The sequence below is a fragment of the Burkholderia crassaminum genome (assembly GCF_964265005.1).
Taxonomy (GTDB): Bacteria; Pseudomonadota; Gammaproteobacteria; order Burkholderiales; family Burkholderiaceae; genus Burkholderia.
Window position 1 is genome coordinate 818,335 of sequence record NZ_OZ183801.1, and the last position, 24,713, is coordinate 843,047.

The following is a 24,713-nucleotide window of genomic DNA, read 5'->3' on the forward strand; positions in this document are numbered from 1 at the left end:
CGCGTGCGCGTTCATTTTTCATCCGCGTCAGGTTCGTCCGCCAGCCGCCCGATGTAATCCCGCACGAACTGCGCGGCAATCCGCCCCGACCGCGCACCGCGCTCCAGCGCCCACTGCAGCGCCGGCTCGCGCGCCGCGCGGATCTGCTCCGCATCGAACCCCGCTTCGACGAGCCGGCTTTCGACGACCGCCAGATACGCATCCTGCGTGAACCCGTAGAACGTCACCCAGATCCCGAAGCGTTCGGACAACGAGATCTTCTCCTCCACCGCGTCGCCCGGATGCAGCTCGCCGTTCTCCGCGCGCGACACATTCGCGTTGTCGCTCGCCTGCTCGGGCATCAGGTGGCGGCGATTCGACGTCGCGTACACGAGCACGTTCGACAGGTCGCTCGCGACCGAGCCGTCGAGCACCGTCTTCAGTTCCTTGTAACCGGTCTCGCCGGCCTCGAACGACAGGTCGTCGCAGAACACGATGTACCGCTCGGGCCGCGCCCGCACCAGCTCGACGATCGCCGGCAGGTCGCTCAACTGCTCCTTCCCGACTTCGATCAACCGCAGCCCGTGCGGCGCAAATGCGTGCAGGCACGCCTTCACGATCGACGACTTTCCGGTGCCGCGCGCGCCGGTCAACAGCACGTGATTGGCCACGAATCCGCGCACGAACTGCCGCGTGTTCCGTTCGACGATCGCCACCTGACGCTCGACGTTGCGCAGCGCCTCGAACGCAATCAGCGCAGGCGCGGCGACCGGTTCGAGCGGCGCCATCCGCGGCCCGCCGCCGAAACCGCGCCAGCGGAATGCAACGGCCGCGTCGAAATCGACGGCCGCCGGCCGGCCGGTGCCCGCGAGCGCTTCGAGCGCGGTCGCGATCCGTTCGAGCTGACGCGCGAGCGCCGGCCCCTCGACGGATGCGCACGCATCCGGCAGCGCGGCCATCAGGTTCTGCATGTCTCGATCGCCGCTCATTGCCGCACCCCTTGCGACGCACTCGCCTGAAACGGAAACCGCTGTGCGATCGCCACGCCGACGAGCGCCACGCCGCCGCCGATCAGGTGATACAGCCGCAGCGATTCGCCGAGCAGCACGATCGCGCCGCCGGCCGTCATCAACGGCAGCAGGTTCATGAACATCGCGCAACGGCTCGGGCCGAGCAGCCGCACGCCCTGCATCCACAGATACGGCAGCACCACCGACGCCAGCACGCCGGCATACAGGATCAACGGCACGCTCGCGCGCGTCGGCCACGCCGCCTGCGCGGGCAGGCGCAGCAGCATCGGCACCATGAAGACGAGCGCGGCGAGCGCCTGCACGTAGGTCGACTGCCACGCCGGCAGCGCACCGATGCGCCAGCGCTTGAGCAGCACGCCGTACAGCGCATACGCGGCCGATGCGGCCAGCATCAGCAGGTCGCCCGTATGCACGCCACGCGCGGCGATCGTCGTCGGGTGCCCCTCGGCGATCAGGTAGACAACGCCCGCGAGCGACAACACCCCGCCGCCGACCATGCCGGCGCCCGGCGGATCGCCGAGCAGCAGCGAGCTGAGCAGCATCGTCATCAGCGGCACGAGCGCGGTGATGATCGCCATGTTGGTCGCGCTGGTCGTTTTCGCGGCCTCGTAGGACAGGCTCTGGAACAGCGCCATCGCGAGAAAGCCGAGCACCGCGAGCTTCGGCAGGTGCGCGACGAGCGCCGCACGGTTGCGCCACGCGGGGCGCAACGTGAACACGCTCATCAGCGCGACGGCGAGCAGCAGCCGGTAGAACGTGATCGCCGACGGGTCGATCGTCGATGCGGACAGCTTCGACACGACCACGTTGCCGGCCCACAGCGCGATCGCGCAGAAGGGAAACAGAAAAGGAGGCTTGTTCATCGCGTTTGACGGATTAATATCGTGACAGGGTGCGGGCGTGAATCGGAACGCCATCGTGCCCGCCCGCCCAACTGCCTGTCTCACGCCAAAATGTCAGGACTTATCGCCAATCGGACACTCGTGCCCACCCCGCCGCTTGCGCACCTGCGCTACGAATCGACGCCGATGCCCGTGTCGGCAATGGCGGCGGCGTACCCGCATGGCACGTCGATCGCGACACACAGCCATCGCCGCGCGCAACTGCTCTATGCGATCGAGGGCGTGATGCACGTGCAGTCCGAGGGTGCGTCGTGGGTCGTGCCGCCGACGCGCGGCGTGTGGCTCGAAGCCGGCCTCGACCATACGGTGCAGATGAGCGGCGACGTGCAGATGCGCACCGTGTTCGTCGAACCGGGCACGGTCGAGCACCTGCCCGCGCGCAGTTGCGTGGTGGAAGTGCATCCGCTGCTGCGCGAGCTGATCCTCGCCGCGGTCGACGTGCCGCTCGACTACGCGCCGGGCTCGCGCCACGATCACCTGATGCACCTGCTGCTCGCCGAGGTGACGGTCGCGCCGCTGCTGCCGCTGTACCTGCCGTGGCCGCACGACGCACGGCTGCGGACGATCTGCGACACGCTCGTCGCCGCGCCCGACGATCCGCGCACGATCGCCGAATGGGCCGACCGGCTCGGCCTGTCGGTCCGTACGCTGCATCGCGCGTTCCGGCGCGAAACGGGGCTCAGCTTCCGCCGCTGGCGGGAGCAGGCGCGACTGCTGCTCGCGCTCAAGCGCCTCGCGCACGGCGAGAAAGTGCTGACCGTCGCGATGGATCACGGCTACAGCAGCCAGAGCGCGTTCTCCGCGATGTTCAAGCGGCATTTCGGCGTGTCGCCGTCGGCGTTTTACGCGTAGCGCGTGGTCGTGCGCGCCACGGGCGCCGTGGGCGATAGAATCGCGGCCATGAACACGATCAGCCCGCACCGTTCGTCAGCATCGACGCACGCAATCCAGACCGTCGATACGCTCGCGTGGGAACACGCGCCGATCGTCGACATCTGCGCCGTTCAGGCCGACTACGGCCCGCTGCTCGTGTTGACGGCGGACGGCTCGCTGCACGGCGTCGATCTCGATACGCGGCAACGCACGGCGCTCTGTCGGGTGCCGTTGCCGCCGCTCCCGCCTGCGACGGGTCACACGGCGTTCGGCACGGCCGCTTATCGCCTGCACGCGTCACCTGACGGCCGATACGCGGCGATCGTGACCGACTACGGGCGGCACGGCCTCGTCGTCGACGTCGCCACCGGCAAGCCGACGATGCAGCTCGACGGCGGCGACTACTACACGCATACCGTCCCGTTCAGCGCATGCTTCCTCCGCCATCGCGATCGCACGATCTTCGTGCACCGCACCGCATGGAACCGGCTCGACGCGGTCGACCCGGCCACCGGCGCATCGCTGACCCCGCGCGACATCGCGCCGTACGCCAACCACGACCGGCCCGCGCATTACCTCGACTACTTCCACGGCCGGCTCGTGCCGAGCCCTGACGGCAGCCGGCTGTTCGACGACGGATGGGTCTGGCACCCCGTTTCGATCCCGCGCGCATGGTCGGTCGATGCCTGGCTCGACGCCAACCCCTTCGAAAGCGAGGACGGCGCATCGGTGGTCAGCCTGACCCAGCGCGACGACTGGGACACACCTGCCTGCTGGATCGACAACCGGCACGTCGCGTACTGGGGGCTTGCCGACTGGGACGAGGATGAATTCGCCGAAACCGGGCAGGATGCCGGCGTGCGCATCCTGGATGTGAACGAAGCCTTGCAGTCGCACGACCGGCGCATCCCGATGGCGACCGAACCCGAGCGGATCGGCGACCTGTTCAGCGACGGCGCATCGCTGTACGTCGCCACGCCCGCCGGCACGACGATCTGGAGCCTGGCGTCGGGCACGCCGCTCGGGGCGCTTCCGGGCTTCATCGCCCGGCGGCACGATCCGCTACGCGGTGCGCTGATCGCCTTCGACGCCGGTACGATCGCCGAATACCGGTTGTCCGCGCAGGCCGCGCGCACCGCATGACGCACGGCGCTACCGTGCCGCAATCCCCACGATGAAAAACACGCATGCGGCAGCCGACGCCACCGTGCGCACGTGATTCCACATCGTCCAATCGTGCACGTAGCGCGTCCATAGCGCCGCGCCATGGGCGGTCGACGGATCGGCCGCGGCGAGCGCATCGTTGAGCGGCACGTTGACGGCCATCGTCACCGCGAACATGCCGAACACGTACAGCACGCCGCCCGCGACCGCCGCCATCGCGCCCGGCTGGTCGCGATCGAGCAGCGCGAGCACGACCAGTGCCAGCGCCATCAGCGTCGTGACGAGGAACAGCGGCATGAAAGGCGAACGCACGATGTCGACGTTGATCGCGTTCATCGCGGCCACGCCGGCATGCGGCGCGATCCGTCCGAGCGACGTCATCACGAACGTCGAGAACGCGAAGTACACGCCGGCCATCAGCCCGCAGCCGATGGCCGAGCCCCACAGCAACGCGGGCGTCACGAACGCGATCATGATCGTGCGCTCCACACGCCGGTCGCGGCCGTCGCACGCGCATAGTCGGCGAAGTCGCGGGCCGGGCGCCCGAGCGTCGCTTCGATGCCGTGCGTCACCGCGCTGTTGCGCCCGTCGAGCACCACGCCGAACAGATCGTCGAGCAGCGCGACGACCGGCTCCGGTACGCCGACCTCGCGCAATCCGGCCACGAACGCATCGGCCGGAATCTCGCGATAGACGACCGGCCGGCCGGCGGCCCGTGCGATTTCGCCGACCGCTTCGGCGAACGTCAGCGCGCGCGGGCCCGTGACCTCGATCACGCGGTTCGCGAAGCGCGCGTCGGTGAGCGCGGCCACCGCGACGTCCGCGATGTCGGCCGCATCGACGAACGGCTCGCGCACCGCGCCGGCCGGCAACGCGACTTCGCCGGCCAGCACGCCGTCGATCAGGTAGCCCTCGGAGAAGTTCTGGTTGAACCAGCTCGCGCGCACCACGCCCCAGCCCACGCCCGACGCCTGCAGCGCGGCCTCGGCGGCCTGCGCGCGGGGCTCGCCGCGCCCGGACAGCAGCACGACGCGCTCGACGCCGCTTTCCCGCGCAAGCCGCGCGAAGTCGGCGATCGCATCCACTGCGCCCTCGACCGCCAGATCGGGCTGGTAGGTCACGTACGCGGCCGACACGCCCGCGAGTGCCGCAGGCCACGTCGCGGGCGCGGTCCAGTCGAAGCGGACGGCCGACGTGCGCGACACGGGCCGGGTCGCGATGCCGCGCGCGCGCAGCCGTGCTTCGACGCGGGCGCCCGTCTTGCCCGAACCGCCGACGATGAGGGTGGGAAGTGCCGACATGACCGTCTCCTTTGACTAAAATGCGAGAGAGTCTCGCGTTTCAGAAAACACGATAGACTCTCGCATTAGCAAGGTCAAGTTTTTCCGGAGGCGGCATGGGCCGACATAAATCGGGGCAGAACGACGAGCCCGACGCGGCGGCAGCGGATGCGCCGGCGCGCGCGCGGCTGGTGCCGACGCAGCAACGCAGCCGCGAGCGGTTCGAGCGCATCCTCGCGTGCGCGTCGGAGGTGATGATCGAGAAAGGCTGCGACGCGTTCCGGATGAGCGACATCGTCGAACGCACGGGCATCTCGTTCGGTTCGCTGTACCAGTACTTTCCGGACAAGACGGCCGTGATCGGCACGCTCGCGGAGCGCTACAACGAAGCCGGGCACGACTGCGTGCGGCGCGACCTCGCCGCGATGAAGACGCTCGACGACCTGCACGCCACGCTCGCCCGCATCACGGACAGCTATTACCGGATGTTCGCGGACGAGCCGCTGATGCGCGACATCTGGCGGGCCACGCAGGCCGACCGCGCACTGCAGGCCCTCGACCAGGCGGACGGCGAGTTTCTGGCGGGGCTGTTGGCGAGTGCGTTGCAGGATCTCGCGCCGGCAGTGCCCGGCGCGCAGTTGGCGGCGTTCTCGGAATTGACGATGGTGTTGATCGCCGCGGCGGTGCGACATGCGATCGAGTTGCCGCCGAAGGCGGCGCGCAGGATTCTCGCGATGTTCAAACGAACATTGCCGGAGAATCTATCCGTGCTTGACAGCTAGGATGCGCCCGAATCCTCGAATGGCGAATATCCGACTCCCCGTCTTAAACAAAATATTCGTCAATAAAATTACAAGAAACCATATGGGCGCAACCCGAGACCCCGGCGCCCGTATCCCTGACGCTCCATCCAGATCGACCCAAGCCCTGCTGCTCCTCGGAGTGCAGGTCTTGCTCCTTTTCGCACGGGCAATCCGCTTCGTGGAGCGACGTGCGTTTCGCCCCGGTGAACTTCGCGGCGCGTTATTCAGCGCCCCGGCTGCCTGGCTCCACCGGAGTCAATAAATTGCGAGATGATTTACCGAAATCGATTAATTCACAAAATACCGATGATTAATGGAATCGATTTCAGTCAATAATTACAATCGGCCGTCAATTCTTCCATTTACTTTTCAATATCGCCTCCGCCAAGCTTGCGGCAAGCATTTTTAGACACCCACCCAATTGATCGATTAATTTCAAATTCAAATGGATTTGCATTAAACCGGTCGATTATTGTTTATTTATAAAATGAAATGAGACGGTATACCTCCATAAAAGCCGGCCAGCCATCACCTGACTGACCGGGCTCTCCGTGCGTCGCTCGGCGACAGGTGCCTGCCGCTCCGACCACATCTCTTTGGCATCGCGATTCAGGCTGCGCGGGCCGGGCCCGATGATGGGGCCCGGCCGCGCAGCACCGCACCGCCTTCGCGAACTTCGAACTCACACTCTTGCGAGCGTTGATGATGGACGACTTTTGCCGCGCGAATTTGCCCCCTGCCGAGGATTGGCCGACGTTTGTCTTCGAGTTGCCGGGGCTGCAGTTTCCGCCGTTTCTCAATTGCGCCGCCGCGCTGCTGGATACCGCAGTCGAGGAACGTGGCTGGGGCGATCGCGTGGCGATCACGACCGAGTCGGGCATCACGTGGTCGTATCGCGAATTGCGCGATGCCGCCAGCCGGATCGCCAACATGCTGGTCCGCGATGCGGGCCTCGTGACCGGCAACCGGGTGCTGTTGCACGGCGCCAATCGCTAGCGCGGTGGCGGCGCGTCATGCCGACGCGCCGCAGCCCTCGAACGCCCGTTCGAGGGCCGCTTCCTGCTCCCTGCCCCGGTGGGTTGGGCGCCACGGTGGCCGGCGTCCGATCGCGCGGCGCCGGCCTGTGGCGGTCAGCGCTTCGCCGGCACCGGCGGCTCGCCCGCCGTCGTCGCGTTGCGCGCCCAGTCGGCGAACTCGGTGTCGTAGCGATTGCCGATGTACGCGACATAGTTTGCGTAGCCGTCGTAATCGCCCACCCGGAAGCGCGACACGATCGTGTCGACGTCCGCGCGATGGCGTTCGAACATGAAGCGCGTCGCCATATAGCCCCACCGGTACGCGCGCGTGACGTAGTCGCTCGACGCGTAACGCGTGCCGAGCACGTCCGAGAACCGGTACGCGCCCGCGCGCACCGCGTCGATCGACTCCTGGTTGTCGTTCTTTCTCGACAGATACTCGGCAACGCCTTCGATCCACCACACGGTCGGCTTCGCCGTGCTCACCGAGAAGTCGCCCGCCATGTCGTAGCGGCCGTCGAGATAGTGCGTGAACTCGTGCTCGAGGTTCCACACCTTGAACTCGGGCCGCAGCCACGATGCCTCGTGCGCGATGAAGCGCGCCTGGTTGCCGGGCGCGGACGGATCGCCCTCGAGATACATGCCGCCGTTGTCGGTGCTGATGCCGTAGATCACCGACGCGTATTTTCGATAGTTCGCGTAGTCATCGAAAATAACGAGTTCGATCGTGTCGTTGCGATCGCCCGCGACCGGCTTGCGCCCGGTCTTCATCATCCGGTGGAAGTAGTCGTCCTGCCGCGCGACCGCCGTGCAGACCGACTGCAGCTGCGGCATCGTCATGTCCTGCGCGAGAATGCGCACGCCCGCGTTGCAAGCGTAGCGATTCGAGAGCACCGTGTCGGCCAGCCGCTTCTTGTAGTCGCAGGTTCCGTAGTCCGCGCAGTTGCCCGAATCGCCGTAGTCGACCGCTTCCGCCGCCGCGAGCCAGAGATCGCTGTCCGCGCCCGTCATGCTCGTCGACGCGAGCATGTCCTGGATCATTTTCTTCACGCGCGGCTTCTGCGTCGGATAGCGGAGGAAGCGAAACGTTTCGCGCGCCGCGTCGGCCAACTGATAGGCGGCGCTCGTATTCGACAGGCTCGCGCGGTTCGCGGTGACGAATCGGTTGAGCGTCTCCGGGAGCGTTGCGTCACTGTCAAGCATCGGCTGTGCGCCGCTGCGCTGGTGCGCGTAGAAGAACACCGTGAGCAAGCCGGTGAAGCCGCCCGCCGCACTGCGCTGCAGCAGCGGCGCCGCCGCCTGCGGATTCGCCGCGCTCACGGTGTACGACGCGATGCGGTTCTTCAGCGTCGGCAGGTAGTACGCTTCGTCCCGCATGTTCGTGATGAGCTTCATCAGCTCGTTCGCGGTGCTCGGCGCACGCGAATTGTCGCGATAGAGCGCATCGCCCTCCAGGCTTTGCTTGATATACGGGCGCAGCGACACGGCGAGATCCGGAATCGGGTTCGCAATGCCCGATACATCATATTGGTAATAAGCGGAGCGCAGGTAAATCAGCAAATTGACCAGGATCAAATTGCTCGCATCGTATTTATAGATTTCCTGCACGAAACGACCTGCGACAGCGTGCACGTTTTCGGCATTGAAGATCTGTGTGGCCTGCGCTTTATCGACCGAGAACAGGCCGTAATGGCATTCGTAATCGGGAAGATTCGCGATGTAATCGGCGAGTGCCGCGCCGCGATACTGGATCATTACCGACATGTCACGGCAATCGGCGCCCGACGTGCTGCGCTTGCTGCGCGTGGCCGGCTGCTTGAGCGGCGAAGGCTTGGTCAGTGCCGCACGATCCTGCTCGCTGAGCGGCAGGTTGTACTGCGCCTGCTCGGGCGACACGGGCAGATTCTGCGGCACGCGAGGCATGCGCGCCTGCCTGGGCTGCATCTGCTGCGCCGGCTCGGTATTGGCCGACGCGGTGCCGGCCAGTCCGGCGAATACCGACCACGCGACGATGGCCGACCAGCGGCGGCTTTTTTGAAGCACCTCGTTTATTGCCACTTTATTTTCTCTCGATTGTTTTTGGGCAACCAAGATATAACATTACATATTGAAACGTCAATTTAATCGATATGAAAGATATCCTCGTTAATTAGCTTAACTATTTTATGATTTAAATCGATTAGAGAAACAATTCAACCGGCCGACACGGCACGGCACGCCTGCATCCGGTCGAGCGACAACGCGCATGCCCCACTGCCCGGCGGACAGTATTCGGCGAGCCGTTTCCGTGCGCTGTCGTAGTCCTTCCGCTGGTCTGGCGTCGGGTTCTCGATCCCCTCGTGTTCATACGCCTGCGTCAGCCCGAAATACGCCCAGCCGTTGCCTTTGAAATTCATGTACAGGTTGCGTCGGGTCGTCGCCGCCGAGCGACGCGCGGAGCGTGTCGATCGCGCTGTCGTATCGGCGCGCGGCAGGCGAGGGATACGGCGAACTACCTGAGCGTCCATTCGGGCGCCACCGCGATTCCCGAAACGGTGGTGTTCGATCTCGTCACGCCGGCCAACGTGATGAACACGACCCAGACCTGATCGGCGCGTGCGTCGGATCGGCATCGGGCGCCTCGATGGCGCCCGATGCCGCACTCATCGAATCCGCGATCAATCACGGTGCCTCCTCGCCCATTGAAATCGAAACGAGGAGAAAACAGTCAGGATAACGAACTCGATCCACGGCATCCTTTTGTCTCTTCTCATCGACAGCGGATCTGCTTGCGCCGGCATCGGAAAACGTGAGGCCCGCCCACCCGCTCCAAATGAAAAACGCGGGTGGCGAGCCGCACCGGATGAACTACACCATCCGGCCCGACTCGGCACCCGCGTTGAAGACTTTCCGGTCCCCTGCTTACTTGCTGTAGTCGTACACCCCGCGCCCGGTCTTGCGCCCGAGCCTTCCAGCCGTCACCATCTCGCGCAGCAGCGGGCACGCACGATACTTCGGATCGCCGAAGTCCTTCACGAACACGTCCATCACCGCGAGGCACACGTCGAGGCCGACGAGGTCGGCCAGTGCGAGCGGCCCGATCGGGTGGTTCGCGCCGAGCTTCATCCCCGCGTCGATCTCTTCGGCCGACGCAATGCCTTCAGCCAGCACGAAGAACGCCTCGTTGATCATCGGCACGAGAATCCGGTTCACGACGAAGCCGGGCGAATTGCGCACGCCGATCGGCGACTTGTCGAAACGCTCGGTCAACTCGCGCACCGCCGACGCGGTCGCGTCGCTCGTCTGCAGCCCGCGGATGATCTCGACGAGCGGCATCAGCGGCACCGGGTTGAAGAAGTGCATGCCGACGAAACGCGCCGGATCGGCGAGCGGCGCCGCGAGCGCGGTGATCGAGATCGACGACGTGTTGGTCGCGATGATCGCGTCGGGCCGTGCGACGGCCTCGATCTGCTTCAGGATGCGCCCCTTCAGCTCGACGTTCTCGGTCGCGGCTTCGATCACGATATCGGCCGACGCGAGCTTCGCGTAGTCGGTCGACGTCGTGATACGCGCCAGCGCCGCGTCGCGTGCGGCTGCGTCGAGCTTGTCCTTCGACACGAGCCGCTCGAGGCTGCCCTTCAGCGTCGCGACGCCTTTCTCGAGCGCGGCGTCGCTGACGTCGATCATCACGACATTGAGTCCCGCAACGGCGGCGGTCTGCGCAATGCCGTTGCCCATGGTTCCGGCGCCCACGACGCCGACAATTTCGATGGCCATGTAGTTCCTGTGTGTTCGGGTGCTGAGCGTTCGATTATCAGATGTTCTCGAAGATCGCCGCAATCCCCTGGCCGCCGCCGATACACATCGTCACGAGCGCGTAACGCCCGCCGATGCGCTTCAGTTCGTACAGCGCCTTGACCGTGATCAGCGCACCGGTCGCGCCGATCGGGTGACCGAGCGAGATGCCCGAACCGTTCGGGTTGACCTTCGCCGGATCAAGGCCGAGCTCCTGCGTGACCGCGCATGCCTGGGCGGCGAACGCCTCGTTCGCCTCGATCACGTCGAGATCGCTGATCTTCAGGCCCGCGCGTTCGAGCGCCTTCTGCGTGGCCGGCACGGGGCCGATGCCCATGTACGCCGGATCGACACCCGCGTGCGCGTACGCGACGAGCCGGGCGAGCGGCTTCACGCCCTGCGCGCGCGCGGCGTCCGCGCTCATCATCAGCACGGCCGCGGCCGCATCGTTGATGCCCGATGCATTGCCGGCCGTCACCGTGCCGTTCTCCTTCTTGAACACCGGGCGCAGCTTCGTGAAATCGTCCGCGCTCGCGTCCTGACGCACGTGCTCGTCGGTGTCGAACGCGACCTCGCCCTTCTTCGTGCGGATCGAGATCGGCAGGATCTGGTCCTTGAAGCGCCCTTCCGCGATCGCGCGCGCCGCGCGACGATGCGATTCGAGCGCCAGCGCGTCCTGCGCGTCGCGCGAGATGCCGTACTTCTCCGCGACGTTCTCGGCGGTCACGCCCATGTGGATCGTCTGGAACGGGTCATGCAGCGCGCCGAGCATCATGTCGACGAGCTTGCCGTCGCCCATGCGCTGGCCAAAGCGCGCGGCCGGCACCGTGTACGGCGCGCGGCTCATGTTTTCCGAGCCGCCGCCGATCGCGACGTCGGCGTCGCCGAGCATGATCGTCTGCGCGGCCGACACGATCGCCTGCAGGCCCGAACCGCACAGGCGGTTCACGGTCAGCGCGGGCGTGTGCTGCGCGACACCGCCGTCGATCGCCGCGACGCGTGCGAGATACATATCCTTCGGCTCGGTGTTCACAACGTGGCCGAACACGACATGCCCGACCGCATCGCCCGGCACGTTCGCACGCGACAGCACTTCGCGCACGACCTTCGCGCCGAGGTCGGTCGGCGAGAAATCCTTCAGGCTGCCGCCGAAATCACCGATCGCGGTACGGACACCGCTCACTACCACGACTTCTTTCGCTGCATTGCTCATCGTCTCACTCCGGTTCGTTCGCGCCCGCAGGCGCGGGGATGCGTTGCGTTACATGTTCGGGTAATTCGGTCCGCCGCCGCCTTCCGGCGTGACCCACACAATGTTCTGCGTCGGGTCCTTGATGTCGCAGGTCTTGCAGTGCACGCAGTTCTGCGCGTTGATCACGAGGCGATCGCTGCCGTCGTCGTTTTTCACGAATTCATACACGGCTGCCGGGCAGAAGCGCCCCTCCGGCCCCGCGTACGTGCGCAGGTTCACGTTCACCGGCACGTTCGCATCCTTCAGCGTCAGGTGCGCCGGCTGGTTCTCCTCGTGGTTCGTGTTCGAGATGAACACCGACGACAACCGGTCGAACGTCAGCTTGCCGTCCGGCTTCGGGTACTCGATCGGCTGGCATTGCGATGCCGGCTTCAGCATCTCGTGGTCCGCGTGCTTGTGGTGCAGCGTCCACGGCACGTTGCCGCCCATCACCTTCTGCTCGAGCCCGACCATCAGCGTGCCGAGGTACAGCCCCTTGGCCATCCACTGCTTGAAGTTGCGTGCACGGTACAGCTCCGTGTACAGCCACGACTGCTTGAAGGCGTCCGGGTACGCGTTGAGTTCGTCCGACTGGCGGCCGGCCTGCACCGCGTCGAACGCGGCGTCGGCCGCCAGCATGCCGGTCTTGATTGCCGCGTGGCTGCCCTTGATCCGCGATGCGTTCAGGAAGCCCGCGTCGTCGCCGATCAGCGCGCCGCCCGGGAACACCGTCTTCGGCAGCGACAGCAGCCCGCCCGCCGTAATCGCACGCGCGCCGTATGACACGCGCTTGCCGCCTTCGAGGAACGCGCGGATCGACGGGTGCGTCTTGTAGCGCTGGAATTCCTCGAACGGCGACAGGTACGGGTTCGTATAGCCGAGGCCGACCACGAAGCCGACCACGACCTGGTTATTGTCCATGTGATACAGGAACGAGCCGCCGTACGTATCCGACTTCAGCGGCCAGCCGGCCGTGTGGATCACGAGGCCCGGCTTGTGCTTCGCCGGGTCGATTTCCCACAGCTCCTTGATGCCGATCCCGTACGCCTGCGGCTCGGCGTTCGCGTCGAGCTTGTACTTCGAGATCAGCTGGCGGCCGAGATGGCCGCGGCAGCCTTCGGCGAACAGCGTGTACTTCGCGTGCAGCTCCATGCCGAGCTGGAAGTTCTCGGTCGGCTCGCCGTCCTTGCCCACGCCCATGTTGCCGGTCGCGACGCCCTTGACCGAGCCGTCGTCGTTGTACAGGATCTCGGCGGCCGGGAAGCCGGGGAAGATCTCGACGCCCAGCGCTTCGGCCTGTGCCCCGAGCCAGCGCGTGACGTTGCCCAGCGAAATCACGTAGTTGCCGTGGTTCTGGAAGTTGGCGGGCAGCGCCCAGTTCGGCGTCGTGACCGCGCTTTTCTCGGACAGGAACAGGAAGCGGTCTTCCGTCACCTCGACGTCGAGCGGCGCGCCGCGTTCCTTCCAGTCGGGGAACAGTTCGTTGATCGCGCGCGGATCCATCACCGCGCCCGACAGGATGTGCGCGCCGATCTCGGAACCCTTCTCTAGCACGCACACGCCGATCTCGGTGCCTTTCTCGGCGGCCAGCTGCTTGAGCCGGATCGCCGCCGACAGCCCGGCGGGGCCGCCGCCGACGATCACGACGTCGTATTCCATCGATTCGCGCGGGCCGTACTGCGCGAGCAAGTCCTGTGTGGTCAAAATCCTGTCTCCTCCTGCGTCCCGACCGTCAATCGATCAGAACTGGTCTTCCGTCAACGCGAGCACGCCTGCGTTGCCCTTCGTGCCGACGATCGACGCTTCGAGCCCGCCTGCCTGCACCAGCACGTGCTCCGCATAGAGCTGTGCGATCGCAATCTTCGCATCGAAGAACGCCGGATCGCTCGCGCGGTTCGCCTGCGCGGCCACCAGCGCACGCGCCATCTGCCACCCGCACAGCACCACGCCCGCCAGCTTCAGGTACGGCACGCTGCCCGCGAACACCGCGTTCGGGTCCTGCTTCACGTTCGCCACCACGTAATCCACCACCGACGACAGCGCCTTCGCGCCCTTCTCCAGCTGCGCCTTCATCGACGCAGCCGCCGCGCCGTCCAGCTTGTCCAGCGCCGCCACCGTCTCGCCGATCTCCGCGATCAGCGCCTTCGCCACCGCGCCGCCGTCACGCATCGTCTTGCGGCCCACCAGGTCGTTCGCCTGGATCGCCGTCGTGCCTTCGTAGATCGCCAGGATCCGCGCATCGCGATAGTACTGCGCCGCGCCCGTCTCCTCGATGAAGCCCATCCCGCCGTGCACCTGCACGCCCAGGCTCGCCACATCGTTCACCATCTCCGTGCTCCAGCCCTTCACCACCGGCACCAGATACTCGTAGATTGCCTGATGACGGCCACGCGTCGCCTCGTCCGAATGGCGGTGGGCAATGTCGCTGTGCGCCGCGGCCACGTAAGCCAGCGCCCGCGCGCCTTCGGTCAGCGCACGCATCGTGCCGAGCATGCGGCGCACGTCCGGGTGATGGATGATCGTCACCGACTGCTTGGCCGACCCGTCCACCGGGCGGCTCTGCACGCGTTCCTTCGCGAATTCCGCGGCCTTCTGGTACGCGCGGTCGGCCACGCCGATCCCCTGCATCCCGACGCCGAAGCGCGCCGCGTTCATCATGATGAACATGTATTCGAGGCCGCGGTTCTCCTCGCCGATCAGGTAGCCGATCGCGCCGCCGTTGTCGCCATATTGCAGCACCGCCGTCGGGCTCGCCTTGATCCCGAGCTTGTGCTCGATCGACACGCAGTGCACATCGTTGCGTGCGCCCAGCGAGCCGTCCTCGTTGACCATGAACTTCGGCACGATGAACAGCGAGATGCCCTTCACGCCTTCCGGCGCGTTCGGCGTGCGCGCCAGCACCAGGTGGACGATGTTGTCCGCCATGTCGTGCTCGCCCCACGTGATGAAGATCTTCGTGCCGAACACCTTGTACGTGCCGTCGCCCTGCGGTTCCGCGCGCGAGCGCACCAGCGCAAGATCCGAGCCCGCCTGCGGCTCGGTCAGGTTCATCGTGCCGGTCCATTCGCCCGAGATCAGCTTCGGCACGTAGCGCTGCTTCTGCTCGTCGGTGCCGGCCGTCAGCAGCGCCTCGATCGCGCCGTCGGTCAGGAGCGGGCACAGCGCGAACGACAGGTTCGCCGCGTTCAGCATCTCGATGCACGGCGTCGCGATCAGCTTCGGCAGCCCCTGGCCGTCGTATTCGGACGGGTGCTGCAGCCCCTGCCAGCCGCCTTCGACGAACTGGCGGAACGCTTCCGCGAAGCCCGGCGTCGCGGTCACGACGCCGTCCTTCCAGCTGCTCGGATTGCGGTCGCCTTCGACGTTCAGCGGCGCCAGTACCTCGCCGCAGAATTTCGCGGATTCGTCGAGCACGGCCTGCGCCGTGTCGTAACCAGCATCCTCGAAGCCCGGCAACTGCGCGACGGCGTCGATGCCGGCCAGTTCCTTCAGCACGAACAGCATGTCCTTGACGGGGGCGTTATAGCTCATGGTCGATGTTCCAATCAGGCGGTGAATGAGGCGCGCTACGGGGCCGATACGGCAAAACCGGCCAGCTCCGGGCGGCGAGGTGACCCATCCTAATGCCGGGCGAGCCGGTTTCCATTGTCATATTCGGCCCACCTGGTGACAAAACCGGCCACGGGATGTGGGGGCAAGGCCGGAAGCGGACGGCTGGATGCGGGTTTGGCTGGAGTCGGCATTTGGCAGGAACGGTGAGCAATCGACTGGGCGGCCGGTGTGATCCGGTGGGCAGATTCGGATCTGGGTGGCGGGTGGCGAGCGACTGGCGGCGGGCGGTGGGCGGTGGGCGGTGGGCGGTGGGCGGTGGGCGGTGGGCGGTGGGCGGTGGGCGGCTGGTGGCTGGTGGCTGGCGGCTGGTGGCTGGTGGCTGGGTGGCTGACGGTGGACGGTAAGCCGTGGGCGGCGAGCACCGTCGCTGTCGGACGATTCCGCCGCGAAACGGGATACGGCGTTCCCGGTAACGGTCGTACCGCGCTTGGATCGGTCCAGGATTCCTAAAGCGGATCAACCGTAATCGAGTGTAATTGATCGTTCAGCGCGCCCAGCCTACTTTCATGCGTGGGCAAGCAGCGTCGCGCATGACTCACTCGCCCCGAGCCACCACGAAGATCGGGATGAACATTGTCGATGCCTGAATCGCGCAGGCCAGATTACGGCTATACCACCCTGGTTTTCGGTTTATCAACTCACATCAGGAGAAGGATTATGTCGAACGTGAAACTCAGCGAAATTCGCCGGTTTGCGGAAACTGCGAACGATTGGAAACGCGTGGAGGTCGAGTCCATCCAGGTGGGCTATTGGGAGAGCTCGAGCAGCTTTCCTTTCATGCTCAATAACGAGGGCGGAAATTCGTTCGAAGTCGATGCCTCGAACACGGCCTTGCTGATCCAGATCGGGAACGCGCTTACGGCACTTGGCCAGAAGCGGAAGGTCGTGGCCTATCTGGGAGACCTCAGCCACGGCGGCACCCTCAAAGTGATCTATACCGATTGATTCGCGATTGGGGCCGCCGCGTTGCTTGCGCCAGAACCTCGCGCAAGCGACGCGGTAGCCTCACGACTGCCTGTTCGCATCAAGATTCTTTCGAATTCCAAACTACTCTCCCACTCATCGGGATGCTGGATCGAAGCGGTCTGGTCCGATGCATGAGATGGACGACTCCCCCTTTTACAGTCGTCAACGGCCATTTCGAAAACCCTTGGCCCGATTCGATCTGTTCACCCAACCCACCTACTTCATCGCAACAAGCGGCCCGACAAACTGCTCGAAATGCGGCAGCCAGATCGGAATCGCCTCCTTGACCGCGAACATCCCGTGGCCGTTCTTGCCGAACGGCGGCTCGACGATCATTTCGCCGTGCCCGCCGGCCGCCTGAAACGCGGCAAACCACGTCGCCACGACTTCCGGCGCGAAATACTTGTCGTTCTGCACGTAATGCCAAAGCACCGGCACGCGCGTCGTGCCCGCGAAATGCCCGATCGTGGCGGCCATCTGCTGCGGATCGCACGGCATGCCGGGATGCGTCGTGGGATTCCCGCCGCGCCCGCCCGAGAAGTTCACCACCGCGACCACGCCCGGCGGCGCGTAGCTTGCCGCCGCCAGCGACGCGAAGCCGCCCGCCGACTGCCCGACCAGCACGATGCGGCTTCGATCCACCTGCGGCAACGTCTGCGCATACCGCACCGCCGCGAGCACATCGCGGGCGGCCTGCTGGCCGGCAGTGAGGTAATCGGGATGCCGGCACGAACCCGCATCCTCTTCGTCGACACCGCCCGTCGCACCGTACCCGCGGCGGATCGGCACGATGACCGCGAAACCGTGCTGCACGAACGTCCGGATCTGCGGCAACGCACGGTAGCGGCCCACCTTCGGCCGTTCGCGCGGATTGGGCGGGCTGCCATGGCTCAGCACGATCAGCGGAAAGGGCCCGGGGCCGTCCGGCATATAGGTGGTGGCGACGATGTCGCGTGTGCGCCCCCCTTCGTCGACCGGGATCTTGACGACGGTTTCATGCAGTTCGGGGGCAATGGCGGTGTCTTCGACTGCCGTCGCCGCGCAACCGGCGACGGAAGCGATCAACGCACCCGGGATAAGCACCCGGCACAGTTGGATGACGATCCGGTTTCGACGAACGACGATGCTCATGGGCGATCTCTCCACGAATCCAGGGATGACGGGCGAGGCTGTGGCGATGCGTGCTGCGAAGGCGACAGTGTATCCGGGCGGCGTCGCGGCCGGGCCGGCGCATGCGCACTGGCCGTACAGGCCGTACTGGTCGCACTAACCGCACTAACCGCACTGGTCGCACTGGTCGCACTGGTCGCACTGGTCGCACTGGTCGCACTGGTCGCACATGCCGCACATGCCGCACATGCCGCACTGGCCGCACACGCCGCACTGGCCGCACACGCCGCACTGACTGCACCGACTGCACCGACTGCACCGACTGCACCGACTGCACCGACTGCACCGGCATCATGATCGTCCCCCTCCCTCACCACCGGTAACTGACATCCCCCGTCACCATCAGCCGCGTGCCGTAGAAACACCCTCCCGCCGAAAAACACGACGACACATAAGTCCGGTCGAACAGGTTGTTCACGTGCGCCGCGACGCGCCACCCCTTCCACGCGGGCCGTTCGACACCCAGGTCATACGACAGTCCGAGATCGAAGAGCACGACGGCCGGCACATCGAACGTATTGACGTTGTCGCCCGCGCTGCGCCCGACGTAGCGCACGCCGCCGCCCACCCTCAGCCCGCGCAGCCCGGGCCGCTCGACCGCATAGTCCAGCCACAGCGACGCAAGATGTCGCGGCACCGCCGCCACGCGCTTGCCGACGACGGTCGGATCCGTGTCGGCCTGCACCGTCGTGTCGAGATACGTGTACGCGGCGATCACGTCCAGTTGCTTCCAGACGCGCGCACGCCCTTCCAGCTCGATCCCGCGCGAGCGCACCTCGCCCGTCTGCACGCTGAAGAACGGATGCTCGGGATCGGCGGTCAGCACGTTGCGCTGTCGAATGTCGAACGCGGCGATCGACGCGTTTTGCAACCGGTCCGGCGACTGGTAGCGCAGCCCGAACTCAAACTGCTTCGCCTTCGTCGGCGTGAACGGCTGGCCGTCGAAGCGCGTGCCGAGCGCCGGCTCGAACGACGTCGAATAGCTCAGGTACGGCGCGAAGCCGCTGTCGAACAGATAGACCGCCCCCGCCCGCCCGGTGAACGCACGCGTGCTCTGCCGCACGCTCGCGGATCGCAACAGGTCGTCGGTCGTCGTGCGCGACCACTCCTCGCGTCCGCCGAGCGTGAAGACCCAGCGATCCCAGCGCACCTGGTCCTGCAGGTAGACGCCGATCCGGTCGGGGGTCTGGCGCGTCTGCTGCGCAACCGGCGGCGCCGTGAACGGCTGTCCGTAATCGGGCGCACGCGTGTCGAGCGGCGGCGCCGCACCGAAGCCCGACCCGACGAGGTTCGCCACCGCATGCTCGTACGACAGCCCGGCCAGCACCGTATGCTCGACCGGCCCCGTCATCACGCGCATCTCCGCCTGGTTGTCGAGCGCGAGATGGTTCACGTGCTCGCGCGACCACGACAGCGAACGGTTCAGCACGCCCGGCGCCACGTAGGGCGCGACGAAGTTGACGGCCGCGCCCGCGAAGTCGACATCGAGATGCGTATAGCGCACGTTCTGCCGGACTTTCCACGTCGAATCGAAACGATGCTCGAACGCGTAGCCGATCATCGCCTGCGTGCGGTCGTACGTGTCGAAACCGGGCAGCCCCGGAAAGAAGTCCGTCGGAATCCGCCGGCCCGCGTCCGGCCACAGCGTGCCGAGGGCCGGCAGCCAGCCCGCGAAGTTGTTGTGCGGATCGCGCTGGAACGAACCCAGCAGCGTGAAACTCGTATCGGCGTTCGGCTGCCACGTCAGCGACGGCGCGACGACGATCCGCTGCTGCCGCGAATAATCGATCTGCTCGTCCGCGCGGCGCGCGAGGCCGTCGATCCGGTAGCGCCATGTGCCGTCCTGCGTCACGGGCCCGCTGAAATCGAACGCCAGCTGCGCGCGATCGCGGTTGCCGGTCTGCACGGCGAGCAGGTGCTGCGCGTCGCGCGTCGGCCGCTTGCTGACCATGTCGACGATGCCGCCGGGGCTCGCCTGCCCGTACAGCACCGACGCCGGGCCGCGCAACACGTCGATGCGTTCGAGCGTCCACGGATCGACGACGCTCGCGGCCCAGTTCACGCCTTTCGGCAGCGGCAGGCCGTCAAGCATCTGCGGATTAATCGCCGCCGCCGCGAAGCCGCCGAAGCCGCGCAGGAACACGCTCTCGAGCACGCCGCCCGGGCGCGAGTCCGCGTACGCGCCCGGCGTGTAGCGCAGGCTGTCGCCGACGCTGTGCACGTCCTGCCGATCCATCTGCTCGCGCGTGACGACCGACAGGCCCTGCGGCACCTCGACGATCGCCGTGTCGGTCTTGGTGCCCGCGCGCGACACGTCGGCCGCGATACCTTGCACGGGGCCGACGCCCGTCTCGCGCCGCCCGTCGACGACGATCGGCGCGAGCAGCGGCGCATCCGCAGGCTCACCCGCCTCGGGCGCATCCTGCGCCGCAGCCGCCGCGGCGATCGGCATCGCGGCCGCACAGGTCAGTGCGGCCGCCCAGCCCGGCGCGCGCCGCAACGCCGCGCGCGGCAACGGAAATCCAGGCCGCGCACGGCGGCCGGTGTGTGATCGATTCATGTCGGGTTATCCGGAAAGCGGAAACGGACGTCGGCGAATACACCGCGCCCGCGAGTAGGGAGACGGGCCGCTCATGCAACGGCGACCTCGACTGAACAGCGAATGGGAATCATTTACGCCGACGCGTCGTGGGTAAATGCCGGTGGACGCAATCGACGAATGTGCGGCACGCATCGATCGGCCGCAGTTTTATTCGTCTGACATTAACAAAATGTCACGTTTGAATATCGTTATCCTGAACGACCAAATGAATGATCGGATGATAGGATAGTGACACCCTCAAGTTTCAAGCGACACACGTAATGTCAAGCCTGCCCCCGGCCACACGACACTCGCTCGTCGATTCGGCGATCGAGATCCTGAAATCCAATATCACTTCCGGCATCTGGCGCGTCGGTCAACGCATTCCGACCGAGCTCGATCTCGCGAAGCAGCTCGAGGTCGGACGCAACACGGTGCGCGAGGCGGTTCGCACACTCGCGTATTCCGGCGTGCTCGAAGTGCGCCAGGGCGACGGCACCTATGTGCGCCGCAACGTCGATCCGGCCGAAACGATGCGCAACGTCGATCGTGCCGCGCGCAGCGACCACCTCGAACTGCAGTGCATGCTCGAAACGGAATGCGCGCGCTACGCGGCGCGCCGGCGCACCGACGAGGATCTCGCGACGCTGCGCAAGCTGCTGAAGGCACGCGGCGAGCGCGAAGCGGCGCGCGACGTGAAGAAGTTCGTCGAGCGCGACCGCGCGTTTCACATCGCCGTGGCCGCGGCCTCGCACAATCACGCGCTCGAAGCGCTGTATCGCTACTTCTCGGGCTCGATCCTGGCGAACGTGGAAGACATCCTCGTCGAACTCGACGAAGCCGAGATTCCCGAGCCGGACATGCGAGCGCACCAGGCGGTGCTCGACGCGATCGAACAGCGCGACGAGAACAAGGCGGTGCGCGCGACGCTCGCGATCCTCAAGCCGCAAATGACCTGGCTCGAGACCCGCGAGACGCCCGCCGCCTGACGCGCCCGGTACGCGCTACGCCGCGACGGCCTCGATCACGTCGATCTGCCCGTCCGGCGCGGAGCGGATCCCCGCAGGTCGCCAGCCGGCGGCGGCGAGCAGCGCGTCGTATTCGTCCCGCGTGCGCTCGCGGCCGCTTCCCCAGCACATCATGTGGATGTCGTAGAGCTTCGAGAAATGCGCGACGCCCGGCGCCGGCACGACCCGTTCGATCACGAACACGCGCGCGCCGTCCCGGGCGCTTTCGCGCGCCCGCTTGAGGATCGCCACGCACTCGTCGTCTTTCCAGTCGTGCAGGATCAGCTTCAGCAGGTAGACATCGGCCGCCGGCACCGCGTCGAACATGTTGCCGCCCGCCTTGCTGCAGCGCGCGCTCACGCCCATCCGTTGCGCCCAGCCGTCCGCGTCGCCGTCGATCACCTCCGGCAGGTCGAACACGACGCCGGTCAGCGCGCCGAACCGCCGGAGCAGGCTGCACAGCATGTGCCCCTGGCCGCCGCCGATGTCGCACGCGTGCGTGCCCGGCGCGAACGCGACGTCGCGCAGCGCATCGACCACTTGCTCCGACTGCACGGTCGAGAAGCTCGACATCGCGCGCTTGAAATCGCTCCGGTAACGTTCGTGGTCCTTCGCATAGTCGAACGCCATCGCGCCAAACTCGCGGACGAAGCCGTTCTGCTGCCCCTCGCGCACCATGTCGGGCAGGTGCGCCCAGATCGCGTAGTGCTCGGGGCCTTCCTGCAGCAGCACGAAATCGCGCAACGTACTCGGGGCGTCCGCATGCAGCAGCGCGCCCGAAGCGGTGGCCCGGAAGCCGCGGTGCGTGTCCTCGTCGAGCAGGCCGAGCGACGCGAGCGAGCGCAGCAGCCGGTACAGCAGCGGCTCGTCGACATCGAGCTTCGCCGCGAGCGCGGCCGACGATACCGGCACGTCCGTCGTGACCGCATCGAACACGCCGAGTCGCGTGCCCGCATACAGGATCCGGCTGCGCCACCGCCCGAACAGCGTATCCAGCACCTGTTTTGCCGCATTTTCCATAAAGCACTCCTGAACAGGGTTCGACCGCGCCGGCGCGTGATGCACCGGGCGATCGCATCGTCAATGAAGCAGGCGGATCACTGCTCGTGCAGGAATTCCCGGATCGGGTAGCCGACGTGGCGCTGCGCATCGAGCGTATAGCCGAGGATGCGGTCGCCGCGCTTGAGCTCCGTGATGTTGTGCACGCTGCCTTTCGGCCCGAGCACACGCACGTGCCAGTCGTCCTGCGCAATGATGTTGATCGCGCGATTGGCGGCATTCTTCGCTTCGATCAGCAGCAGCGGCCGCGTCTCGACCTTCGCGCGCCCGACCACGACGCGGCGTGCCTTGCCCTGCACGTTGACCGCGAGGATCTCCGCGCCCGATTCGAGTTCGGCGAGATAGCGGGTACGGTTGTCCGGCGCGACGACGTACGAATGGAGCGCGGCTGCGTTCACGCGGAACGGGCGCGTCGGCATGTACGGCAGCGGGTGCGTCTCGCTGCTGATCAGGATCATGCCGGTCGAATACGAGCCGACGAGGATGCCCTCGTCCTGCTCGAAGCGCGAGCACGTATCGACGCACACGCGTTCGCCCGGCCCCAGGTGCGTGAGCCCGATGATCTCGATTTCCTCGAGCTCCAGATCCTCGACCGTGTCGCTGCAGATCGACACGAGCTGCGTGGCCTGCCCGACCTGCGTCGGCGTGAGCAGCACGCCCTCGGGGCCGCGCTGCAGCACGTTCAGTGTCACCTCCGCATCTTCCAGGTCGGCGACGACGGTGATCAGCTCGCCCGTCGCGCGATCGGCGGCTGCCAGCAGGATCTCGAGCGGGATCTTGCTCGGGTCCTGCAGGAATTCGACGAGCAGCCAAGGCGTGGACACCGACAGCTCGCACGCGCGCGTGAGCGTCGCCTCGCCCGTCACCTCGATGAACACACCGAGCTCGACACCGTCCGGTACCGCGAAATCGACCGGCAGGCCATCCTTCACGAGGACGATCTGCACCTGCTCGAGCAGCGCGGCATCGGCCGGCTGCCGATCGACGACCGCGACCTTGCACGCGCTCGGCGGCAACCGCCCGGCCTGCTCCGCATCCTTCACGACGAATGCGGACACGCCGACATGCAGCGCCTCCTCGGTGATCTCGTCCGCGAGCTCGCCGATGTTGCGCAGGTCAATCCAGGAAAGCTTCTTCAAGGCCAATCTCCTTCGAAGGGGATAACGCAGGTTGAATGACAGATTGAAACTAGCGGTTGACGGCGACGACCGAACGCGACGCGGCGGCCCTCATCCGGCAATCCACCCAGCCGGCGCCCGGTTCGTAGCCGGCAAGCCGGACGCCGGGCGCGACATCGGCGAGACCGACGGCCGCGCCGCCGTCGGTCCGGAACCGCACCGCGCGGTCGCCGCGCAGCACGACGCGTGTGCTCGCGCCGGATGCGCTGCGCGTGTGCAGCGCAACGAGCGGCGCGGATTCGATCCGCACGCGGCCGACCACGATCGCGCGCGTGTCGCCCGCCGCGCCGACCGTCAGGATCCGCTCGCCCGAACGCAGCAGCGAAAGCTGGCGCGCGCGGTCGCCGCCGCAGAACACGAACGAATCGGCCGCGCCCGCGTCGATGCCGAACACGAGCGGCCGGCCCGGCGGGTGCGCGGCGCCGGCCGCGACGACGAGCAGCATGCTGGTCGCGCTCGCGCCGGCCAGCACGCACTCTTCGCCGTCAAGCTGCGAGCAGCCGTCGATCACCGCATGCAGCCCGACGCCGAGCGGCTCGACGCGCTGCACCTCGAACGCTTTCAGCTTCAGCGGCTCGCGCGGGCGCAGCTCGCCGCACGCGGCCAGCACATTGCGCCACGCGGCCGCATCGCGCGGGGCGAACGCGATGTCGACCGGCGACTGCGCATGCTTGCGCGCGAGGTAGGCCGCGCCGTGCGGATCGGCCAGCGACACGACGATGCGGCACGCGGCATCGCGGACATCCGCGAGCAGCCGCTCGAGCGGCATCGTGGTCGCGAGCGCGTAGTCGAGCAGGACGAGCGCGTGCCGCGCGATCGCGGTGCGCGCGGCGTCGAAATCGGCCGCGCCGTCGATCCTCACGCGAACGCCTGCGAGCGGCGCATGCGCGTCGTCGACCAGCGTCGCGACGCCCGCCGCCGACACGGCCAGTTGCGCCGCCGCGCCGGCCGCGCACGTGTCGCGATCGGCCTCGGCCACCACGACGCGGCACGCGCCGGCCCTTGCTGCGTCGGCCGCGACGGCGCCTGCCTGCGCGCCGAGCGCGCGCAGGTCGATCCACGGATAGCGATGCATGGAAACCCTCGA

At 66.6% G+C, this 24,713-nt stretch carries 22 protein-coding genes and 1 pseudogene; 8 read left to right on the plus strand and 15 right to left on the minus strand.

From position 1 onward, the window contains the following. Positions 1–11 precede the first annotated feature (11 nt). Complete coding sequence (locus ACPTTF_RS36955) at positions 12–938, minus strand: ATP-binding protein (protein WP_423372625.1); 927 nt, start codon at positions 936–938, stop codon at positions 12–14. Positions 939–964: 26 nt separating this feature from the next. Continuing rightward, a complete protein-coding gene (locus tag ACPTTF_RS36960) occupies positions 965–1,873 on the minus strand; it encodes a DMT family transporter (RefSeq protein ID WP_166959266.1) in 909 nt (302 codons plus the stop codon). Between the two features lie 90 nt (positions 1,874–1,963). Here ACPTTF_RS36960 and ACPTTF_RS36965 point away from each other — a divergent pair, with 90 nt between their 5' ends. Continuing rightward, positions 1,964–2,764, plus strand: a complete 801-nt coding sequence (locus ACPTTF_RS36965) for an AraC family transcriptional regulator (protein ID WP_166959264.1) — start codon at positions 1,964–1,966, stop codon at positions 2,762–2,764. Between the two features lie 48 nt (positions 2,765–2,812). After that, positions 2,813–3,928, plus strand: coding sequence for a hypothetical protein (locus ACPTTF_RS36970; RefSeq protein ID WP_423372448.1), 1,116 nt, complete (start codon positions 2,813–2,815; stop codon positions 3,926–3,928). A gap of 9 nt (positions 3,929–3,937) precedes the next feature. On the opposite strand, the gene ACPTTF_RS36975 is transcribed toward ACPTTF_RS36970, so the two are convergent. Further along, positions 3,938–4,423: a DUF1772 domain-containing protein gene (locus ACPTTF_RS36975; protein ID WP_166959260.1), complete on the minus strand. Its 486-nt coding sequence runs from the start codon at positions 4,421–4,423 to the stop codon at positions 3,938–3,940. Next, positions 4,420–5,250, minus strand: coding sequence for an NmrA family transcriptional regulator (locus ACPTTF_RS36980; protein WP_423372449.1), 831 nt, complete (start codon positions 5,248–5,250; stop codon positions 4,420–4,422). Before ACPTTF_RS36980 ends, ACPTTF_RS36975 begins: the two co-directional genes overlap by 4 nt. 95 nt (positions 5,251–5,345) lie before the next feature. On the opposite strand from ACPTTF_RS36980, the gene ACPTTF_RS36985 reads away from it, so the two are divergent. Continuing rightward, entirely contained in the window at positions 5,346–6,011 is a 666-nt protein-coding gene (locus tag ACPTTF_RS36985; RefSeq protein ID WP_423372450.1) for a TetR family transcriptional regulator, read from the plus strand. Positions 6,012–6,737: 726 nt separating this feature from the next. Then, positions 6,738–7,022 (plus strand): annotated as a pseudogene (locus tag ACPTTF_RS36990) (AMP-binding protein); the annotation flags it as partial. Positions 7,023–7,162: 140 nt separating this feature from the next. On the opposite strand, the gene ACPTTF_RS36995 reads toward ACPTTF_RS36990, so the two are convergent. Further along, positions 7,163–9,100: a collagenase gene (locus tag ACPTTF_RS36995; RefSeq protein ID WP_423372626.1), complete on the minus strand. Its 1,938-nt coding sequence runs from the start codon at positions 9,098–9,100 to the stop codon at positions 7,163–7,165. Positions 9,101–9,240: 140 nt separating this feature from the next. Further along, positions 9,241–9,444 (minus strand): hypothetical protein, encoded by a 204-nt coding sequence (locus ACPTTF_RS37000; protein WP_423372451.1) that lies wholly within the window; start codon positions 9,442–9,444, stop codon positions 9,241–9,243. 44 nt (positions 9,445–9,488) lie between these two features. Here ACPTTF_RS37000 and ACPTTF_RS37005 point away from each other — a divergent pair, with 44 nt between their 5' ends. After that, positions 9,489–9,764: a hypothetical protein gene (locus ACPTTF_RS37005; protein ID WP_423372452.1), complete on the plus strand. Its 276-nt coding sequence runs from the start codon at positions 9,489–9,491 to the stop codon at positions 9,762–9,764. Between the two features lie 185 nt (positions 9,765–9,949). On the opposite strand, the gene ACPTTF_RS37010 is transcribed toward ACPTTF_RS37005, so the two are convergent. The 4 genes from ACPTTF_RS37010 to ACPTTF_RS37025 all read right to left on the minus strand — a co-directional run bounded on the left by ACPTTF_RS37010 (position 9,950) and on the right by ACPTTF_RS37025 (position 15,584). Further along, the gene (locus ACPTTF_RS37010) at positions 9,950–10,804 is read right to left on the minus strand and encodes a 3-hydroxybutyryl-CoA dehydrogenase (protein WP_423372453.1); all 855 of its coding nucleotides are present in this window, start codon (positions 10,802–10,804) and stop codon (positions 9,950–9,952) included. Between the two features lie 37 nt (positions 10,805–10,841). Next, a complete protein-coding gene (gene bktB / locus ACPTTF_RS37015) occupies positions 10,842–12,035 on the minus strand; it encodes a beta-ketothiolase BktB (RefSeq protein ID WP_166959239.1) in 1,194 nt (397 codons plus the stop codon). Between the two features lie 48 nt (positions 12,036–12,083). Then, entirely contained in the window at positions 12,084–13,712 is a 1,629-nt protein-coding gene (locus ACPTTF_RS37020) for an electron transfer flavoprotein-ubiquinone oxidoreductase (RefSeq protein WP_423372627.1), read from the minus strand. 81 nt (positions 13,713–13,793) lie between these two features. Further along, positions 13,794–15,584: an acyl-CoA dehydrogenase gene (locus tag ACPTTF_RS37025; protein WP_423372454.1), complete on the minus strand. Its 1,791-nt coding sequence runs from the start codon at positions 15,582–15,584 to the stop codon at positions 13,794–13,796. Between the two features lie 747 nt (positions 15,585–16,331). Here ACPTTF_RS37025 and ACPTTF_RS37030 point away from each other — a divergent pair. Continuing rightward, on the plus strand, positions 16,332–16,610 hold the full coding sequence (locus ACPTTF_RS37030) for a hypothetical protein (protein ID WP_423372455.1): 279 nt from the start codon (positions 16,332–16,334) through the stop codon (positions 16,608–16,610). Positions 16,611–16,847: 237 nt separating this feature from the next. Here the strand turns inward: ACPTTF_RS37030 and ACPTTF_RS37035 are convergent, their stop codons facing one another. Continuing rightward, complete coding sequence (locus ACPTTF_RS37035; protein ID WP_423372456.1) at positions 16,848–17,762, minus strand: dienelactone hydrolase family protein; 915 nt, start codon at positions 17,760–17,762, stop codon at positions 16,848–16,850. On the opposite strand from ACPTTF_RS37035, the gene ACPTTF_RS37040 reads away from it, so the two are divergent. Continuing rightward, positions 17,761–17,901 (plus strand): hypothetical protein, encoded by a 141-nt coding sequence (locus ACPTTF_RS37040; protein WP_423391206.1) that lies wholly within the window; start codon positions 17,761–17,763, stop codon positions 17,899–17,901. The two genes, ACPTTF_RS37035 and ACPTTF_RS37040, sit on opposite strands and share 2 nt — an antisense overlap. Positions 17,902–18,111: 210 nt before the next feature. Here the strand turns inward: ACPTTF_RS37040 and ACPTTF_RS37045 are convergent, their stop codons facing one another. Then, the gene (locus ACPTTF_RS37045) at positions 18,112–20,361 is read right to left on the minus strand and encodes a TonB-dependent siderophore receptor (RefSeq protein ID WP_423372457.1); all 2,250 of its coding nucleotides are present in this window, start codon (positions 20,359–20,361) and stop codon (positions 18,112–18,114) included. A 302-nt stretch (positions 20,362–20,663) separates the two neighbouring features. Here ACPTTF_RS37045 and ACPTTF_RS37050 point away from each other — a divergent pair, with 302 nt between their 5' ends. After that, a complete protein-coding gene (locus ACPTTF_RS37050) occupies positions 20,664–21,371 on the plus strand; it encodes a FadR/GntR family transcriptional regulator (RefSeq protein WP_166959229.1) in 708 nt (235 codons plus the stop codon). Between the two features lie 15 nt (positions 21,372–21,386). Here ACPTTF_RS37050 and ACPTTF_RS37055 read toward each other — a convergent pair whose 3' ends face one another. From ACPTTF_RS37055 to ACPTTF_RS37065, 3 genes are all read right to left on the minus strand, one after another. Then, the gene (locus ACPTTF_RS37055) at positions 21,387–22,409 is read right to left on the minus strand and encodes a methyltransferase (protein WP_423372458.1); all 1,023 of its coding nucleotides are present in this window, start codon (positions 22,407–22,409) and stop codon (positions 21,387–21,389) included. A 77-nt stretch (positions 22,410–22,486) separates the two neighbouring features. Beyond that, positions 22,487–23,587 carry a 3-dehydroquinate synthase II family protein gene (locus tag ACPTTF_RS37060; RefSeq protein ID WP_166959225.1) on the minus strand — a complete coding sequence of 367 codons (1,101 nt, stop codon included), beginning with the start codon at positions 23,585–23,587 and terminating at the stop codon, positions 22,487–22,489. A 49-nt stretch (positions 23,588–23,636) separates the two neighbouring features. After that, positions 23,637–24,701 (minus strand): 3-dehydroquinate synthase II family protein, encoded by a 1,065-nt coding sequence (locus ACPTTF_RS37065; RefSeq protein ID WP_423372459.1) that lies wholly within the window; start codon positions 24,699–24,701, stop codon positions 23,637–23,639. Positions 24,702–24,713: the final 12 nt, after the last annotated feature.